The sequence below is a fragment of the Sinorhizobium sp. M4_45 genome (assembly GCF_002885915.1).
GTDB classification, from domain to species: Bacteria; Pseudomonadota; Alphaproteobacteria; order Rhizobiales; family Rhizobiaceae; genus Sinorhizobium; species Sinorhizobium meliloti_A.
Window position 1 is genome coordinate 118447 of the sequence record NZ_NWVE01000003.1, and the last position, 16881, is coordinate 135327.

Consider the following 16881-nt stretch of genomic DNA (forward strand, 5'->3'; position numbering starts at 1 on the left):
GGAAGAACCGATCATGAAAGTGGAACGATTTGACGTGAACGCACGCAGAAGCCGCCTCGTGAAATACAACGGCGTCTGTTACCTCTCCGGCCAGTTTTCCGACAATGCCGGTGACGTCGCCACCCAGACGCGGGAAACGCTGGCGAAGATCGACGAGTTGCTTGCACGCGCAGGCACGGACAAGTCACGCCTTCTGACCGCCGAAGTCTGGATTACCAGCATGGCCGATTTTGCCGCCATGGATGCGGTCTGGAAGGAATGGGTGGCGCCGCAGAATCCGCCAACCCGATGCTGCTGCGCCGTCGAGCTCGGCGACCCGGACATGCGGGTAGAGATCATGGTGACCGCAGCCTTCGGCGATGCGGAGGTGATGGAGCTTTAGAGCAAGCCAGCGCGCGTGCGGGAACGCTTTGCGAACCTTCCCGCACGCACGCTTGGCCAGCTAGCTCCGGCTGCGCGACGACGCTCCCGTGGCGGCGCCTTCTTCGGCAAAGTAGTCACGCGTCATTTGGGCGATGACCGGGGACAGGAGCAGCAACGAGATAAGGTTGGGAATAGCCATCAGTGCGTTCAGCGTGTCGGCCACCAGCCAGGCAAAGTCGAGGCTGAGGGTGGCGCCGAAGAACACCGCGACGGTCCACACGATGCGGAACGGTATCGCGCTCACGGTTCCGATCAGGTATTCCCAGCACTTCTCGGCATAATAGGCCCAGCCGAGGATCGTCGTGAAGGCGAACAATGCCAGCGAAATGGTCACGAGATAATTCCCATAGCCGGGCAGCGCCGCTTCGAAGGCCGCAGAACTCAGCACAGCTCCGGTTTCGCCCGAGGCCCAGACGCCCGACACCATGATCGCCAGACCTGTCAGGGTGCAGACGATGATCGTGTCGATGAACGTCCCCATCATGCCGATGACGCCGGAGAAAACGGGATTGGCGGTCGAGCCGGCAGCCTGTGCGATACCGGCGGTACCGAGGCCCGCCTCGTTCGAGAAGATGCCGCGCGCCACACCCATGCGGATCGCCATCAGTACAGTGGAGCCGAGGAAACCGCCGGTGGCCGCCGTGGGACTGAATGCCTGGGTGAAGATGGTGGCGATGGCCTCGGGGATGTTGCCGGCAAAGACGATCAGGACGACGACCACACAGGTGAGATAGAAGATCGCCATAAAGGGCACGACCTTCTCGGCCACCGCGCCGATGCGCTTGATGCCGCCGAGAATCACCGCACCCGTCAAGACGGTCATCACGATGCCGCTGATCCAGGTCTCGATGCCGAAGGCGTTGTCGACCGCACTGGCGATACCGTTGGCCTGGACCATGTTGCCGATACCGAAACCCGCCAGTCCGCCGAAGATGGCAAAGGCGGTGCCCAGCCATTGCCAGTGCTTCCCGAGCCCATTCTTGATGGCGAACATCGGTCCGCCGGCGTGTTCGCCTTTGTCGTCGACCTCGCGGTATTTCACCGCTACGACGACCTCGGCGTATTTCGTCGCCATTCCGACGAAGGCGGTAATCCACATCCAGAACAGCGCACCGGGTCCGCCCACCGCGATAGCGGTAGCGACGCCGGCGATGTTGCCCGTGCCGATGGTGGCCGAGAGCGCCGTCATCAGCGCGGCGTAGGGCGTAATCTCGCCTTCGGCGGCCCTCCCCGGCCTGCGGCTTTTCAAGATCATGCGGAAGCCGTAGCCCACTTTGCGGATCGGCATGAAGCCCAGGCGAAGCTGAAGATACAGACCGGTGCCAATGATCAGCACGATCATGGGCACGCCCCAAACGATGCCGTTGAGCCAGTTGAAAAATTGGTTGAGTGCTTCCACGAGACTGCTTTCCTCCCTGGTGCCTGTCTTTCCGCGAGCCTGCGCACGCCTGCGGCCTGACTAACTTCACCGACGAATATTGCAAGCCGTCTTGTTCATGGGCCACAGGCACCTTGATTCATTTCGATCGAGGACGCCTGGGTGTCCCCCGTCTGCGAACACGCAGGCGGTACCCGTGGAGCCGGTTCGTCAGGCGCGATAGGTACATGCAGGCCCCTCAGGAGCCGCGATCATACATAGAAGTCGAGGTTGGTGAATTTCATTGTTCGAATGCTTTTATTTATGAAATTGATGATGGCCGGCAGATCGGCATGGGAAAGCCGCGCGGCCGGCTCGAAGTTGTCAGGACTCGGCGCGCGAACATACATACCCATCCGGTTCAGCCGGCCTTCCCAGCGGCCACCACCCGCATCGCCGGCTTCCTCATCGGTGCCGGCGTCTCTTCTCCAATCGCAGGCAGTTGAAACCCGCAGAACAAGTCAGGGCGGAACGTCGAATCCCGCTCTCGGCGCCGCGCGCGCTTCAATCGTCGATGCGGAAGCCCACCTTCATCACCACCTGGTAATGCGCGATCTTGCCATTCACGATCTGGCCGCGGACCTGGTCCACTTCGAACCAGTCGAGATTCCGGGTCGTCTTCGAAGCACGCGAAATCGCGCCTTCGATGGCCTCGTCTATCGAGTTCGGCGAACTGCCGATCAGCTCGATCTTCTTGTAGACGTGCTCGCTCACGGTTTCCTCCTGAAGCTTCTAGGTTGATTCCAGGCTCGCCGGGTCTCCTTGTGGGGGCGGCAAGGGACGGCAGCGCGATCGCCGCCAGGGGCAATCATGCTCTCGTTCGGCGCGAACCGCCAGCGTTCGGGGAAAATCGGCCTGTGCCGCGCCAGGCGGCCGGCTGCCCTCGGAATGAAAAATGCTCTATGCTCGTGTCACTGGCCATGTCCGAACGCGACGCTCCGCCAAGGACGCGCGAACGCTCCACGAAGGAGGCGACCATGCTGCCGACCCGACGTTCCCTGCTGAGGGCGTTTCTGGCCTTGCCCGCCCTGCCCGTCGCCGATCGCGCAGCGACCCGCATTGCCGCTCACGCCCGCCTGCGACGACGATGACGACCTGACGCCCGCGCTGACGGCGGGCCCTTTCTACAAGCCCGATGCGCCGCTCAGGCACGAACTTTCCGGCGACGCCCCGAACGGCGAACGCATCACCATTGCCGGCTACGTGCTCGACGGCAATTGCCGGCCGATTGGCGGCAGTCTCGTCGAAATCTGGCATGCGGACGAAACCGGCGCCTACGATACACGCGGCTACAGGCTGCGGGGTCACCACATGACCGACGAACGCGGGCGATGGTGGTTCAGCACCATCGTCCCGGCACTCTATCCCGGCCGCACCCGTCACTATCATTTTCGGGTGCGCCGTCCCGGCGCGGTGGTCCTGACGACGCAACTCTTCTTCCCGAACGAACCTCAGAACGACCGTGATCACCTTTATACGCCGTCGCTGCTGCTTGACATTCGCGACACGGAGGACGGCAAGTTCGGGCGTTTCGATTTTGTAGCCTGACGCGCTCGCGGAGGTGACCGGCACGGGATGAACGATCCGGCGCTTCGCTGAATTCGGAACAGATCGCCGTCGTACAGGTTCGGGCGGAGACGAGGACGAATTGATGAAGCAGAAACTTTTGGCGCAAGACGCGAGCGAACGCACCTTCATTCTCATACTCGAGGAGGGCGACGAAGCATTCTCGGCCATTTCGGCCTTCGCAGCGCAGGCGGGCATCGCCGGCGCATCGGTGACGGCGATCGGCGCCTTCAGCAGCGCGACGGTGGGCTTCTTCCGTGTCGAAAGCAGAAATTACAGGAAGATCCCCGTAGCTGAGCAATCGGAAGTTCTGAGCGCGATCGGCGACATTGCCCGCGACGAAGCCGGCCGCCCGAGCCTGCATTTGCATGCGGTTCTGGGGTTGGAAGACGGGTCGACCCGTGGCGGGCACCTTCTGGAGGGTCGCGTCCGTCCGACCCTGGAGGTCATCATCCGCGAAAGCCCGACTGGATTGCGCCGGCGCAAGCGACCGGAACTCGGGATAGCGCTCATCGACCTCGACGCTGAATGAGGCTCAGCTTTTTGCGCTCGAATTGGGGTTGCGCTTGTCTTCCCGACTGATGTCGCCTTTCGAAGCCTTGGAACCGCCGCCCCATTCCTGAGCCTTGCGGGTCCCGTCGCCGCCAACGTGACCCGGTTGGTTCTTCTTGGCGGTGCCGCTTTCGCCCTTGGTCTTGGCACGGTTCGATTTGTGTTCCATCTCGGTGCTCCATTCCTTGTTTCTGGCCGGCACGCGCCGTCAACCTTCGACACGGAGACCGAACAAGCGAGAAACCGATCGGTTCCTCGCAAAGCATGCCGCCGCCGGATCTTCCGATTGCGGCAGGACTCTTTTCCAAGAGTCGCACATCGTCTCCGGCAGGAGGGGTGCAATTTTCACCAGGGCCGCCAGCCGCTTGACCAATAACGGCCCTTCAGATCGCTCAGCCGATCCTCGATATCGGCGATCAGGTCCTCGATGCGCGAGGAGCTTCGCGAATGCCAATAGGGCCGGCTGGTTCCTGCAATGAGCAGCCCCAGAAGACCGACTACGGCGAGCGCCGTCCAGGCGGGATGTTCCCTTGCCATCTCGCCGGCCCTGCGGCCCGTATCCGCGATGGCCCTGCCGGAATAGATGCCGAGATCGGAGAGCTTTTCGGTCAGCGCATTGACCTGCTCGCGCAACGATCTGACTTCCTCTTCCATGCTTGCCTGGTCCGGAACGCCTACCGATCCGTTCTTCGTATCGACCACGCCGCGCGGTATGGTGGATCCGAGTCGCTTTTCCTGTGCCATATGCTCATCCTCCGTGTCTGGGTCCCAACTTGTCAGAGACAGCAACCCGGAAACGGCGGCCGGGGGCCGGGAGTTCCTTTTGAGGGTGAAATTGGATCTGACGAGGGGCGAGCAGGCGGACCAGGCAACCGCGACTTTGGAGTGGGATGAGGAAAAGTGTATGCGGTTTTCCACCCGCATCCCGCGTCTCAACTTCATGGAACCGATCACGGTCATGTTCCGGGCCCCACCTGAAAGCATCGTGGCCTAAGGCCTGTCAAGATTCGGGCCACCCGCGGCGGCTTGTTTGATTTCCTGTGCTCGTCACTGGGATCCAGCCAGACCAGGTCCTTGGGCTGAAAGAGCGCTTCCCGCGCCGCGGACGCGGCGCTGCTCTCATCCCTGTGACGAGCACAGGGATGGGGGAGGAGAGATTGCAGCCCTCCGATAGGCCTCCTACAGCGCCGCGCGTCTTATGAGACGCGCAAATGTCGCTGTAGCACTTTGCAGCGGACGCACGGTCGGTACTCAAGGAGTTCAAGCGCATCGCCATGCGTTCCGACAAATCCGACCAGAGCTTCAACGCCATTGTCCATCCCGCGGCAGCCGTCATAAACTCAAAATGAATCTCCCGAAGGCCGCGAGCAGACGAGGAAGAACCTGCGGTAGAGGAATGTCCTCAGCCTGTTCCTGAGATCAGCATTCCTGCGCTGGGCCGCCGCGATCGGGCGGCGGGACGGCAACTCTATGTTCTGGAATCCCGCCTCTTCGATCAAGGGAAGAAGTCTTTCGACGGTGAGGCCATCGCCAAAGGGCAGACGCTCCATGATCTTTGCGTGGCGTTCGCTCATGGCGCCGTCGTAATGCGGGTCATGGCCGATGATCCGCTCGAGGGCAGCCACCGCGACAGACGCCAGACGGCCGAGTGGCGTCGGTTTCGACCAGTCCCCGTCGAAGACGAGCAGCCTTCCGCCCGGTTTCAGCAGGCGGAACCATTCGGCGAAAGCCTGCTCCGGCTCCGTCAGCGTCCAGACGAGATGCCGGCAGACCACGGCATCATAGGTCTCGTCCGGCTCCATCGTGTGCTCGGCATCGGCCAGAATGAAACGAACCCTTTCGTTCCCTGCGTGCTTGCGCCGCGCTACCGCGAGCATGGCCTCGGAGAAATCGAGCGCCGTCACTTCGTGGCCGAGCGAAAGGAGCACGTTGGTCACCTCCCCCGTCCCGCAGGCGAGTTCGAGAACCTTCAGCGGCCTCGCCCCGAGTGCGCTGCGCATCGCTGCCGCCCAGGCGTCGAGCTCCGGTCCCGGCGGGATGCGATGGCCGAAGGCGAGGTCGAACGTTTCCGACCGCTTCGACCAGTATTCGCGGATATCTTCCTTCAGGTGGTGGTTGCGCATGTCCATGGGTCAGGTTCCGACGGCGGAGATTGCGGCAAGCGGACGCGGGCGTCTGGCGCGATAGCGGATGGAGCAGCTTCCATCGAAGTCGTGCTCGACCTCGACTTCGATCCCGAACACCGCGCGGATGCGCTCGACCGTCAGTACCTCCCGCGGAGGCCCGAGCGCCACCAGCCGGCCGGCCTGCATCACCGCGATCCGGTCGCAGAACATAGCGGCGTGGTTGAGATCGTGGAGCGCTGCGACCACCGTCAGGGCCTGGCGGCGAACGAGGTCGAGCAGGCTGATCTGATGACCGATGTCGAGATGGTTGGTCGGCTCGTCGAGAAGCAGGATCTTCGATTGCTGCGCCAGCGCCCGAGCAATGTGCAGCCTTTGCCGCTCGCCGCCGGAGAGCGTGTGCCACAGGCGATCGGCAAGATGCGCCATATCCACGTTTTCGAGCGCCGCCTCGACGATCGCATCGTCCTCCGGCGACCAGGGCGAAAGCGGCCCGAGATAAGGCGTGCGGCCGAGCTCGACCGCCTGGCGCGCGGTGATCCTCTCGCCGGTGTCGGCCTGCTGCTCGACCAGAGCGAGCCTTTGCGCGACCGTGCGGCGTCCGAGCGTCCCGATCGGAGAACCGTCCAGTAGCACCTCCCCCTTCTTCGGCTTGCGGATGCCCGATATGAGCGACATCAGGCTCGTCTTGCCGGAACCGTTCGGGCCGATGATGCCGAGGAACTCTCCCGTCTCGACCGTGAGGGAAACCTCCTTCAGTATGTCCACCCCGCCGGCCGACCATGAAACCCCGCGCGCCGAAAGCGTCATGCGCGGTCCCTCCTTTGTCCGAGTATCAACGCGAAGGCCGGAGCGCCGACGAGCGCCGTGATCACGCCGATCGGCAGGACCTGGCCGGGAATGAGAACGCGCGACAGTATGTCCGCGAGGATCATGAACACGGCGCCGATGAGCGCCGCAGCCGGCAGCAGGACACCGTGACGGACGCCGACGAGCATGCGGGCCGCATGGGGGATGACGAGGCCGACGAAACCGATCGACCCGATGATGGATACCATCACCGCCGTCATCATCGCCGAGACGCCGACGAGCGCGAAATAGGTTCGCCTGACCGAGATGCCGAGCGAGGCGGCCGATTCCGACCCGAAGGTAAACGCGTCGAGGGGACGGGCATGCCAGAGACAGACGACGAGACCGAGAAGCGTCGCCGGCACGGCGAGCCAGGCATCCGGCCAGCGCACGCCCGAAAGGTTGCCAAGCAGCCAGAACATGATGCCGCGCGCCTGCTCGGCCGTGGCCGCCTTGGTGACGATGAAGGAGGTCAGTGCGTTGAAGAGCTGTGACCCCGCCACACCTGCCAGGATGATCGCCGCGGTGCCGCGGCCGGCCTTCACCGCCAGCAGGCTCACCAGGACGAAAGCGACCAGCGCGCCGATGAAGGCGCCGAGCGGCAGCGTCAGCATCCCGGCACCCACACCGAGGATGGCGACGCTGACCGCGCCTGTCGAGGCGCCGGCGGAGATGCCGAGAATATAGGGATCGGCGAGCGGATTGCGCAGCAGCGATTGCAGCACGGCTCCGGAGAGCGCAAGCGCCGCCCCGCAGGAAGCGGCCACGACCGCCCGGCTCAGTCGGTAGCTCCAGATGATGCCCTCGTCGATCGGGGCTAGCGGATAGCCGGCGTTCCACAGCCGATTCGCGACCGTCTGCGCAACGGTCTTGAACGGGATCGCCGTTTCGCCGATCGCAGCGCCCATCCAGAGTGCCGCGAACAGGATCACGAGCGCGGCGATGGCCGCGCCGACGCGTCCCGTCCCCGTTCGCCCGGCCAGGGTCAGCACGCGGCTCACTTGCCGAACCCACCCTTGGAAGCCGGCCCAGCCTTGGGCGCAAGTCCGGCCTCGGCGATGGCATCCGCCAGCGCTTCGATGCCTTCGATCGTGCGGATCGTCGGGTTCATCGCCTGCGCATCCATGTCGAACACATAGCCTTTGGCGACTGCCGGCATGAGGCTCGCCACGGGATCGGTCTTCAGGAATTCGAGTTTGGCGTCGAGGCTGTCGAGCGGGTAGCGTCGACGCTCCATGGAACCGGCAACGATCATGGTCGGCTCGGCCTTGGCGATGGTTTCCCAGCCGACCGTCGGCCATTCGTCCTCTGTGTCGATGATGTTTTCGATGCGGAGCGCCGCCATTATGTAGCCGGGTGCGCCGTTCCTGCCGGCGACATAGGGGTCGGCATCGGCAGCGCTGGAGAACCAGAAGACCGCCGAGAGTTTGTCCCCGGCCGAGGCGACCTTGGCGCGCGCCGCCTCTTCTCGGCTTTTCAGCTCGGCCACGACCTTCTCGCCCTTGTCCTGAACATCGTAAATCTGCGCCAGCTCGCGAATTTCCCGATAGACGAGATCCATGGTGAAGACCTGCCGGCGCACGCCGTCGCTCGCCGCCGAATTCTCCTTGCCGGTGCAATCCGAAGGCGATGTGTAGACCGGAATGCCGAGCTCCTCGAACTGCTCCGGCCGCGCGACCACGCCTTCCGGGCCGACCTGCCACTGAAATTGCACCGCCACCATGTCCGGCTTCTTGGCAAGCACGCTTTCGAAGCTCGGATCGTTGTCTGCCAGGCGCTCGACCTTGGCGTTGACCTCCTCGTAACCTTCAAGGACGGGGCCGACCCAGAGGGCGGTGCCGGCGACCCTGTCCGCAAGGCCGAGCAGATAGAGGATCTCGGTGCTGCTCTGGCCGATCGAGACGGTGCGCGTCGGCGTCTTGTCGAAGGTGATCTGCCGTCCACAGTTCTCGAGTGTCAGCGGATAGATCGTCTCGGCAGCGAAGGCGGGACGGTCAAGAGCCGCTGCGCCTGCGGAAAAGGTGATGAGACCGACAATGAGCGGTCGTTTCCAAAAGCTGTTCATGAATGGTCCCCGAATGTGAGGCCGCTATGCGGCCGTGATCGTCAGTCTGCCGATCGGGTTCGATCGGACGTGTGACGGCTGGATCTCGGGGAAACTGACGAAAGCGTGCGCCGCAAGGCGCGAAAGATGGTCATGGCTTGCTCCTGTTCCGGGCATCCCCGCCCGTGACGTTGGATCTGATTTGACGGCAGGTCTCCTGGCTCACGGACAGAAATCGCTCATCTGCCTTCCCGCGCAACGCGCAGTGGCTGGCGCCAGGGCGCCACGAGGATGAACGACGATCCGCTTACAGTTGCGGGGGCAGCCACGGTTTTGGTCCCTCTTGGGTCGTCCGCACCGTGTTCCCTATTAATCCCCTCCACCTCACGGGTAGGGGAACCGTCAGGCTCAGTTAATTTAGAATGCAGCCTCCGGTCAAGGTGAAACGCGACGCCGCTGCACAGGGGTTCAATATGTTATGTTATTACGCTCGTCAACAAAAAGTTATGTAATACCATTTCATAAGCGTACCGGACTGTTCCGATGAGCCTTCAACCGGTGCCGCCAGATCGGCATCGGCCATTATGGCTTTGGGCCATCGCATGGCCGCAGGACGATTGGTTCCCGGCTTTGCGCCGCGAGTTCGCGGCAGCCGCCGGTGTCGCAAAGCGTCCAGCCGGAGACGGTCGCTCCGGAGGCGGCCAGGACCAGCTCGGGAAGCGGCGGCAGGTCGGGCTTCCAGACCCACCAGCGGCCCTGGCGACGGGCATTGTCTCCCGGCTCCATTCCCGCCCCCGAACCCTGCACGCGCGCCTCCTCGAGAACGAGACCCTCGGCCGTGACGGCCCAACGCTCCTGCCATTCGGTCTTCTCGACCGAATGGGTCCAGCCGAGGGTGAAGACACCCGCAGCAACGGCGACAGCCTTGCCGCCGATGATGCAGGCAAGCGCGCTCATGCCGGTTTCGCCGTCTGCCGGCCAGCCTGGCGGGCGCGCCGCCAGATCACGAAGGCGAAGAGCGCGGAGAGTGCAAAGCCGACCTCATCGGTGATCGGCAGCGCCGCCAGCAACGTGAAGGCGGCCGCGGCCGCGAGCACCCGCTCGAAAACCCCGAGCCGGACTGCGGCGAAGCCCACCACGGCGGCACCCCAGAGCGCGATCGCCAGACCGGTCTTGACGACGATATAGGCGACGGCAACCGGATAGCCCACCGATGCGGCCATCGCGCCGCCATCCTGCAGCATCAGCGCCGGCGAATAAACGGCCATGAACGGGATGACGAAACCGGCCGCCGCCACCTTGATCGCCTGGATCGAGATCTTCAGCCCGCCTTCACGCGCGATCGGTGCTGCCGCGAAGCAGGCGAGCGCCACCGGAGGCGTCAGGTCGGCAAGAATCCCGAAATAGAAGACGAACATGTGGCTGACGATAAGCGGTACCCCGAGTTCCAGAAGCGCGGGCCCGGCGATCGATGAGGTGATGATGTAGTTCGGGATCGTCGGTATGCCCATGCCGAGCACGAGGCAGGTGACCATCGTCAGAAGCAGCGACAGAAACAGGCTTTTGCCCCCGACCGAGACGATGAACTGGCCGAAGGTATTGGCCGCTCCGGTCAGCGTCATCGTACCGATGATCACGCCGACGAGCGCGCAGGCGATCGCCACAGGAAGGGCCGTCTTCGCCCCTTCGGCAAGCGCGTCGCGACATATCACCAGGGTCTCCCGGCCGCCCTTCAGGAAGGCGTTGCCGGCAATCAGCAGCGCCAGCGCTGCGACGATCATGCCGATGCCGAACTGGAAGAAGGCGGCCGCCACCAGCCCGAGGCCGACCCAGAAGATGATGCGTATGAGACCGGCGGGAAGGCCGAGTACGAGCGAACTGCCGAGGATCAGAAGGCCGGTGAAGGCGAGGCCGACCGTACCGGCGAAAAGCGGCGTATAGCCGGAGAACAGCAGCCAGACGAGCGCGGCGAGCGGCAGGATCAGATGCCATTGTTCGAGGATTGCCGCCTTGGCCGAAGGCAGCTGGTCCTTGGGCAGGCCGAGCAGCCCGTGCTTGCCGGCTTCGAGATGGACGATCCAGAAGGCCGACGCGAAATAGAGGATCGCCGGTATGACCGCCGCCTTGACGATCTCGTAATATTCGACGCCGAGCGTCTCGGCCATGATGAAGGCGACCGCGCCCATGACAGGCGGCATGATCTGCCCGCCCATCGAGGCCGTTGCCTCGACGCCGCCTGCAAAGGCCGCCCGATAGCCGAACTTTTTCATCAGCGGGATGGTGAACTGCCCGGTCGTGACGACATTCGCGACGCCGGAACCCGAAATGGTGCCCATCAGGCCCGAAGAAATGATCGCCACCTTCGCGGCTCCGCCGCGCCTGTCGCCGACCAAACTCAACGAGACATCGTTGAAGAGCCGGATCATGCCGGCCTTTTCGAGGAAGGCGCCAAACAGGATGAAAAGGAAAATATAGGTCGAGGAGACGAAGGTCGGGATGCCGTAGATGCCTTCCGTGCCATAGGCCATATGGTCGATCACCTGCGAAAAGTCGTAGCCGCGGTGGTCGAACGGCGGCGGCAGATACTCACCCAAAAGGCAATAGGCCAGGAACACGCCGGAAATGATCGGCAGGGCCGGCCCCATCAGCGCCCAGGCCGCGGCAAAGACGACGGCGAGCGCGACCACCCCGAAGAAGATGTCGCGCGGCAGTGGATCGCCGGCACGCACCAAGAGTTCCGCATATTCGTAACACTGGTAGAAGGCGACCGCTGCGCCAAGGAAAGCAAGGCTCCAGGCGAAGATTTTTGCAACCGTGCCGCGGCCTGCGAGCGTCGCCAGCAGGGGAAAGACGAGAACCGTGACAAAGCCGACGTGCACCACGCGCACGATCTGGCTCGCGAAATCGACGAGATGCGCCGCGGTGGCGATCTGGAACACTGAAAAGGCAAGCGCGATGGCAAACAGGATCCGTCCGTCCCATGTCGCCGGAAACGCCCGGGTCAACGCGTCGTGCCGGTGCAGTTCGGCCGACGCAGTTGCGCTTTGTTCATTGGTATTGTGGATCATGATTCCTCCCCCGAATTCCTGAAGCCCGTCGCATTCAACCGAATTCCGCGACGCGCTTCAGGGTGTCTGCCTGTCGCCTTAAAACCGCTTTACGGTTTCGGGCGACATGGGTCAGAGCAGACCCTTTTCCTTATAGTAGCGCTCCGCCCCCGGATGCAGAGGAATAGGCATTCCCTTGAGCGCATCCTCGGTGCGGATATTCTCCGCCGCCTTGTGAGCCGCCGTCAGGGCGGGGATGTTCTCGAAGAGCTGCTTCGTCATCTGATAGGCGGTTTCGTCGGAAACCTCCGAATGGGTGACGAGAAAGTTGACGACGGCGACCGTCTGCACATCGCTGTCCTGCCCCTGGTAGGTGCCGGCGGGGACGGTCGCGGCGATGTAAGGCGCGCCGAGCTTGGTGGCGATCTCTTCGGGGACGGCGACCATCTGCACGTCGAGCGAGGTCGCCAGGTCCTTGAACGAAGAGACGCCGAGGCCGGCCGACTGCAGCGTCGCATCGAGCTGCCGGTTCTTCATCAGCTCCACCGATTCGGCGAAGGGCAGGTATTCGGTCTTGCCGAGGTCGTCATAACTCATGCCTGCGGCGCCGAGGATCGCCCGGGCATTCAATTCCGTGCCCGACTTCGGTGCGCCGACGGAAAGGCTCTTGCCCTTGAGATCGGCGACGGTCTTGATGCCCGACTCCTTCGACGCCATGATCTGGATATAGTTCGGATAGATGGCGGCGATACCGCGCAGCTTGTCGAGCGGTGCCTTGAAACCGGCATCCGTATTGCCTTCCCAGGCAAGCTTGACCGAATCGCCGAGCGAAAAGGCGATCTCGCCGCGCCCCTGCTGCAAGAGGTTGAGGTTCTCGACCGAAGCCTTGGTCGCCTGCACCTGCGTGCGTACGCCCTCGATCTTGTCGCCATAGATCTTCGAAAGCGCGACGCCGAGCGGGTAGTACACCCCGGAAGTGCCGCCAGTCAGGACGTTGATGAACTCGGCTGCGCCTGTCGAAGCCGCGGAAAGGGTGATGGACGCACTTGCGATCGCCGCGATGGCGGCGCGTTTCAATGTTCGATTCACAGAGATTCCTCCCAATCATTCAAATCTGGCGCGGAAGACCGTTCCTCCGGAAAGGGGCCGCGGCGTTACACTAGCAAGAGATCGGCTAACTCTAAATGATTGATTTTGTGGAAGCGCAATCGACAACTTCGCCGATGCGGGCGGATCTTGCCGGTGCCCCGCAGCAATCGGCGACAATCCGCCTTCCGCTGGCTTCGGACAAATTCCTGCGCAAGCGCCGCGCGTCCGGCGACGCGATACGATTTCAGCGGCGGCAGCTGTCGGCCGCGCGTCCCCTTGCAGCGGCGGCGATATTCGACCGAGCCGCTCCTCCCGTCAGGCCGCGTTTGCGTTGCAATGTCAGGCTCCAACCGTTTCCCCTGGCCTGCCAGCCTCCGGCGGCCGATTCCGAGCGGCCAACCGTGGCGTCCCGTCTTGCGGAGTGGGCTTTCAATCTAGATGCAATTTCTGCAGGGTCGATCAGGATCACCATCATGAAGCTGATCGGCGCGAGCACGTATGGGGGAATGCCTGTCGGTACGCTCGCGAAAACGGCGATCGACACGGCCACGATAATGCAGATCAGGTTCGTCAACGGGTGGGTGATCGTTCTGAAACAGGTTTCAGAGACAGTGTTGTTCCGTCCGTAGTCCGACAATGCCATGGGAGAGATCCATCGTTGAGTTGTTCCCCTGCCGAGATCACGATGACTTTAGGCCCCGTTGACCCAAAATCATGGAACGTGATCGTGCAAGGAGCCAGAGCAGAAATGCCGGCGGCAGACCGCACACTGTTCCGCTCCAGGCTCCCGCGGCGCGAATGCTGCAATATGTACCCTGAGACTCAGCTGGCAACGGGTCTAGGACCTTTGCCCTTAGGGGGTCGGACCAAGGTCCTATAGATGGGCGCGGATGGCACTCTAGCTTCCTGGCTTCCCACCTATACAAGGACCTAGATCTTTTCAGCGACACTTGAGGCGGGGCCTCGCCGCTTTGCGGGGTCCCGCTTGCGTCGTCAACCGAGGGCGGGAATCGTTTCGCAGACATGCGAGTGCCCGCGCAGGGGACGACGCGGGCACTGCAACAGGTTGGGGTCCTGAATGTCGCTGGGGGACAGAAGCGACACCTGTTAATTCTTCAGACGAAATTTTGTTCCGCAGCCGCGGGCGCGAAAAAGCGACGCCGGCACGCCGCCGTCCTGCGCGCAGACTATCCGGCAGCCGCTACGGCGAAACGGTGCCGGTAGTCGCCCGGCGACAGCCCGACGATGCGATGGAACAGCTTGCGGAAAGCTGCCGCATCCTCATAGCCGACGGTCCAGGCGATCTGTTCGACCGAGCGTTTGGTGAACTCCAGGAGCTCACGCGCCTTGCCGACGCGCAGATGCTGCGCATATTCGATCGGCTTCATACCTGTCGCCGCCTTGAAGCGGCGCAGGAACGTGCGCTCCTCCATCGCCACCACTTTGGCCATCTCCGCGACACTGACGGCGCGGGCCTCGCGCGCCTGCAGCCAATGCTGCACCTTGAGGATCGCCTCGTCGCCGTGATTGAGACGCGGCGAAAAGCTGGAATAGTGCCGCTGCTCGCGTCCGGCCGGATCGATGAGCAGGAAGCGCCCGGTCTCGACCGTCACCGTCGGACCGAACAGGCGGTCCACGAGGCGCATGCCGAGGTCCGTCCACGCCATGAGGCCGCCGGCTGTGATGATGTCGCCGTCCTCGATGACGATCTTGTCCGGATCGAGCCGGACGTCGGGGAAACGATCGCGGAAGGCGTTGGCGAACAGCCAGTGCGTCGTCGCCGGGCGACCCTTGAGCAGGCCCGTCGCCGCAAGCACGAAAGTCCCGCCGCAAGACGATGCCAGCGTCGCCCCCTGGGCATGCCGGTCGAGCAGCCAGCGCGCATAGGGCGCTGCCTCCTCTGCTTCCATCGGTCCCGTCAGCCGGCCGGGGACAAGCAGGATCTCCGGCGCCTCCCGGAACCCGAGTTCGGGATGGGTGTCGAAACATCGTGCAAGACAGCCGTCGTCCTGAAGCCGCCAGTGACTGACTCGCGCCACCGGTCCGCCGCGCTCGGCGGAGAATTGACCGGCTATGCCGATGAGATCCGTCATGCCGTGGACCATCGCCATCTGGCAACCCGGATAAAGCATGAGGCCGATCTCGGCTCTCGCTGGCAGTGCTCGTCCCTTCGCCATGTCGCCCCTCTTTGTCGGTTTCGGCCCGCCTAATGTCCGATCCGCCAATCCCGATCATTTCGCAATCGGCCTAAATCTTCAAGCACGGGGCGCGACAAGTAAGGCACCCCACCCGGCAGTCTTCCAACCCGCTGAAAGGATGAAGAAAATGGCTACGATCACCACCAGGGACGGCACCCGCATCTTCTACAAGGACTGGGGCTCGCGCAATGCTCAACCCGTCCTCTTCTCCCATGGCTGGCCGCTCACGGCCGACGTATGGGATGCGCAGATGGTCTTCTTTGCAAACAAGGGCTATCGCGTCATCGCCCACGACCGCCGCAGCCACGGCCGTTCTGACCAGGTCTGGGACAACAACACAATGGACCAGTACGCCGACGACCTTGCCGAACTGATCGAGGCGCTGGACTTGCGCAACGTGATCCTTGTCGGGCATTCGACAGGCGGCGGCGAGGTTACCCGCTACGTCGGCCGGCACGGCACCGGGCGCGTAGCGAAGGTGGCGCTGATCGGCGCGGTGCCGCCGCTCATGCTGAAAACCGAGGCCAACCCCGGCGGCCTGCCGATCGACGTCTTCGATGGCATTCGCAAGGGCACCTATGACGACCGCTCGCAATTCTTCAGGGATCTGACGATCCCCTTTTACGGCTACAATCGCGAGGGTGCCGCCATCTCGGAGGGAATCCGCGAGAGCTTCTGGCTGCAGGGCATGATGGGCGGCCTCAAGGGCCAGCTCGACAGCATCCGCGCCTTCTCGGAAAGCGACTTCAATGCCGACCTGGCGAAGTTCGACAAGCCGACCCTGGTCCTCCACGGCGACGACGACCAGATCGTGCCGATCGGCGCCTCTGCGCTTTCGACCGTCAAGATCGTCAAACATGCCGTGCTGAAGGTCTACGAGGGTGCCGATCATGGCCTGACGCAGACCTATCAGGACCGCTTCAACGCCGACCTGCTCGAATTCATCGAAGCTTGACTTCAACGCCGGCGAGGCGCGGCGGCGGTGCCGTCGCCCTCCCCCAGCTTCGTCCCCCTGCCTCCAGGAGATGCGCTATGATCCCCGGATTTTCCATCGAGACCCTTCTTGCCCTGCATGTCGCCGTCAGTCTGATTGGCATTGCGAGCGGCCTCGTCGCCCTGCCGGCGCTCGCCGCCGGCCGCTGGCTCGGCCATTGGCACGCAGTTTTCCTCGTCACCACCGCGGCCACCAGCATCACCGGCTTCCTCTTTCCCTTCAGTGGGATCACGCCCGCACTGGTGGTCGGGGCGATTTCCGTCCTCACTCTCGTCATCGCCTTTGCCGCGCTTTATGCCTTCACGCTCCGCGGCTGGGCGCGGCCGGCCTATGTGGTGAGCGCGACATTCGCGCTCTATCTCAACCTCTTCGTTCTTATCGTGCAGAGCTTCCTCAAGGTTCCGGTGCTGCAGCCGATGGCGCCGACGCAAACCGAGGCGCCCTTCGTCGCTGCGCAAGCCCTGTTGCTGGCGGCAAGCATGGTGCTCGGCGCAACGGCGGTCATCGGGTCGCGACGGGCGGCGTTGCCGCTGCCCGTGCGCCCGAGGTCCAGGAAAAGTGCGTAGCGGTTTTCCGTCG

18 protein-coding genes, 1 pseudogene and 1 riboswitch are annotated in these 16881 nt (G+C 63.4%); of the genes and pseudogenes, 6 read left to right on the top strand and 13 right to left on the bottom strand.

What is annotated here, in order from left to right; all coding sequences use genetic code 11:
- Window positions 1-13: 13 nt before the first annotated feature.
- A complete protein-coding gene (locus tag CN933_RS10820; protein WP_100670960.1) occupies window positions 14-382 on the top strand; it encodes a RidA family protein in 369 nt (122 codons plus the stop codon).
- Between the two features lie 60 nt (window positions 383-442).
- Here the strand turns inward: CN933_RS10820 and CN933_RS10825 are convergent, their stop codons facing one another.
- The gene (locus CN933_RS10825; RefSeq protein WP_102761481.1) at window positions 443-1822 is read right to left on the bottom strand and encodes an alanine/glycine:cation symporter family protein; all 1380 of its coding nucleotides are present in this window, start codon (window positions 1820-1822) and stop codon (window positions 443-445) included.
- 206 nt (window positions 1823-2028) lie between these two features.
- Between CN933_RS10825 and CN933_RS31475 the strand changes: the two genes are divergently transcribed.
- Entirely contained in the window at window positions 2029-2286 is a 258-nt protein-coding gene (locus tag CN933_RS31475) for a hypothetical protein (protein ID WP_180980704.1), read from the top strand.
- Between the two features lie 58 nt (window positions 2287-2344).
- Here CN933_RS31475 and CN933_RS10830 read toward each other — a convergent pair whose 3' ends face one another.
- Complete coding sequence (locus tag CN933_RS10830) at window positions 2345-2554, bottom strand: dodecin (RefSeq protein ID WP_102761482.1); 210 nt, start codon at window positions 2552-2554, stop codon at window positions 2345-2347.
- 263 nt (window positions 2555-2817) lie between these two features.
- Here CN933_RS10830 and CN933_RS10835 point away from each other — a divergent pair.
- Together CN933_RS10835 and CN933_RS10840 are read left to right on the top strand one after the other, a co-directional pair.
- Window positions 2818-3388: pseudogene (locus CN933_RS10835) on the top strand (dioxygenase family protein).
- 103 nt (window positions 3389-3491) lie between these two features.
- Window positions 3492-3938 carry a PPC domain-containing DNA-binding protein gene (locus tag CN933_RS10840; protein WP_018095982.1) on the top strand — a complete coding sequence of 149 codons (447 nt, stop codon included), beginning with the start codon at window positions 3492-3494 and terminating at the stop codon, window positions 3936-3938.
- A gap of 3 nt (window positions 3939-3941) precedes the next feature.
- On the opposite strand, the gene CN933_RS10845 is transcribed toward CN933_RS10840, so the two are convergent.
- The 11 genes from CN933_RS10845 to CN933_RS10905 all read right to left on the bottom strand — a co-directional run bounded on the left by CN933_RS10845 (window position 3942) and on the right by CN933_RS10905 (window position 15287).
- The gene (locus CN933_RS10845; protein WP_018095983.1) at window positions 3942-4127 is read right to left on the bottom strand and encodes a hypothetical protein; all 186 of its coding nucleotides are present in this window, start codon (window positions 4125-4127) and stop codon (window positions 3942-3944) included.
- Window positions 4128-4303: 176 nt separating this feature from the next.
- Window positions 4304-4702 carry a hypothetical protein gene (locus CN933_RS10850; protein ID WP_010974988.1) on the bottom strand — a complete coding sequence of 133 codons (399 nt, stop codon included), beginning with the start codon at window positions 4700-4702 and terminating at the stop codon, window positions 4304-4306.
- Between the two features lie 596 nt (window positions 4703-5298).
- Window positions 5299-6087, bottom strand: coding sequence for a class I SAM-dependent methyltransferase (locus CN933_RS10865; RefSeq protein WP_102761484.1), 789 nt, complete (start codon window positions 6085-6087; stop codon window positions 5299-5301).
- Window positions 6088-6090: 3 nt separating this feature from the next.
- Window positions 6091-6891 carry an ABC transporter ATP-binding protein gene (locus CN933_RS10870; protein WP_102761485.1) on the bottom strand — a complete coding sequence of 267 codons (801 nt, stop codon included), beginning with the start codon at window positions 6889-6891 and terminating at the stop codon, window positions 6091-6093.
- Window positions 6888-7931, bottom strand: a complete 1044-nt coding sequence (locus CN933_RS10875; protein WP_102761486.1) for a FecCD family ABC transporter permease — start codon at window positions 7929-7931, stop codon at window positions 6888-6890. The genes CN933_RS10870 and CN933_RS10875 overlap by 4 nt, the downstream gene beginning before the upstream one ends.
- Entirely contained in the window at window positions 7928-8995 is a 1068-nt protein-coding gene (locus CN933_RS10880) for an ABC transporter substrate-binding protein (protein WP_102761487.1), read from the bottom strand. Before CN933_RS10880 ends, CN933_RS10875 begins: the two co-directional genes overlap by 4 nt.
- 169 nt (window positions 8996-9164) lie before the next feature.
- Window positions 9165-9394, bottom strand: a riboswitch (cobalamin riboswitch).
- A gap of 162 nt (window positions 9395-9556) precedes the next feature.
- A complete protein-coding gene (locus CN933_RS10885) occupies window positions 9557-9931 on the bottom strand; it encodes a DUF1850 domain-containing protein (RefSeq protein ID WP_018095989.1) in 375 nt (124 codons plus the stop codon).
- Window positions 9928-12042, bottom strand: a complete 2115-nt coding sequence (locus CN933_RS10890; protein WP_102761488.1) for a TRAP transporter permease — start codon at window positions 12040-12042, stop codon at window positions 9928-9930. Before CN933_RS10890 ends, CN933_RS10885 begins: the two co-directional genes overlap by 4 nt.
- Window positions 12043-12153: 111 nt before the next feature.
- The gene (locus CN933_RS10895) at window positions 12154-13098 is read right to left on the bottom strand and encodes a TAXI family TRAP transporter solute-binding subunit (protein WP_102761489.1); all 945 of its coding nucleotides are present in this window, start codon (window positions 13096-13098) and stop codon (window positions 12154-12156) included.
- 256 nt (window positions 13099-13354) lie between these two features.
- Window positions 13355-13753, bottom strand: a complete 399-nt coding sequence (locus CN933_RS31480; protein WP_164866746.1) for a hypothetical protein — start codon at window positions 13751-13753, stop codon at window positions 13355-13357.
- Between the two features lie 544 nt (window positions 13754-14297).
- Window positions 14298-15287, bottom strand: a complete 990-nt coding sequence (locus tag CN933_RS10905) for a GlxA family transcriptional regulator (protein WP_102761491.1) — start codon at window positions 15285-15287, stop codon at window positions 14298-14300.
- Between the two features lie 148 nt (window positions 15288-15435).
- On the opposite strand from CN933_RS10905, the gene CN933_RS10910 reads away from it, so the two are divergent.
- Both CN933_RS10910 and CN933_RS10915 read left to right on the top strand, forming a co-directional pair.
- Window positions 15436-16263, top strand: a complete 828-nt coding sequence (locus CN933_RS10910) for an alpha/beta fold hydrolase (RefSeq protein ID WP_102761748.1) — start codon at window positions 15436-15438, stop codon at window positions 16261-16263.
- Between the two features lie 77 nt (window positions 16264-16340).
- Entirely contained in the window at window positions 16341-16868 is a 528-nt protein-coding gene (locus tag CN933_RS10915) for a hypothetical protein (RefSeq protein WP_102761492.1), read from the top strand.
- The last annotated feature ends 13 nt before the right edge of the window (window positions 16869-16881 follow it).

Bases quoted from the DNA above. Each gene is read 5' to 3' on its own strand.
- CN933_RS10915 (WP_102761492.1), top strand. From the start codon at position 16,341: ATGATCCCCGGATTTTCCATCGAGACCCTTCTTGCCCTGCATGTCGCC.
- CN933_RS10890 (WP_102761488.1), bottom strand. From the start codon at position 12,042: ATGATCCACAATACCAATGAACAAAGCGCAACTGCGTCGGCCGAACTG.
- CN933_RS10870 (WP_102761485.1), bottom strand. From the start codon at position 6,891: ATGACGCTTTCGGCGCGCGGGGTTTCATGGTCGGCCGGCGGGGTGGAC.
- CN933_RS10910 (WP_102761748.1), top strand. From the start codon at position 15,436: ATGGCTACGATCACCACCAGGGACGGCACCCGCATCTTCTACAAGGAC.
- CN933_RS10885 (WP_018095989.1), bottom strand. From the start codon at position 9,931: ATGAGCGCGCTTGCCTGCATCATCGGCGGCAAGGCTGTCGCCGTTGCT.
- CN933_RS31480 (WP_164866746.1), bottom strand. From the start codon at position 13,753: ATGGCATTGTCGGACTACGGACGGAACAACACTGTCTCTGAAACCTGT.
- CN933_RS10880 (WP_102761487.1), bottom strand. From the start codon at position 8,995: ATGAACAGCTTTTGGAAACGACCGCTCATTGTCGGTCTCATCACCTTT.
- CN933_RS10850 (WP_010974988.1), bottom strand. From the start codon at position 4,702: ATGGCACAGGAAAAGCGACTCGGATCCACCATACCGCGCGGCGTGGTC.
- CN933_RS10845 (WP_018095983.1), bottom strand. From the start codon at position 4,127: ATGGAACACAAATCGAACCGTGCCAAGACCAAGGGCGAAAGCGGCACC.
- CN933_RS10840 (WP_018095982.1), top strand. From the start codon at position 3,492: ATGAAGCAGAAACTTTTGGCGCAAGACGCGAGCGAACGCACCTTCATT.
- CN933_RS31475 (WP_180980704.1), top strand. From the start codon at position 2,029: ATGCAGGCCCCTCAGGAGCCGCGATCATACATAGAAGTCGAGGTTGGT.
- CN933_RS10820 (WP_100670960.1), top strand. From the start codon at position 14: ATGAAAGTGGAACGATTTGACGTGAACGCACGCAGAAGCCGCCTCGTG.
- CN933_RS10865 (WP_102761484.1), bottom strand. From the start codon at position 6,087: ATGGACATGCGCAACCACCACCTGAAGGAAGATATCCGCGAATACTGG.
- CN933_RS10905 (WP_102761491.1), bottom strand. From the start codon at position 15,287: ATGGCGAAGGGACGAGCACTGCCAGCGAGAGCCGAGATCGGCCTCATG.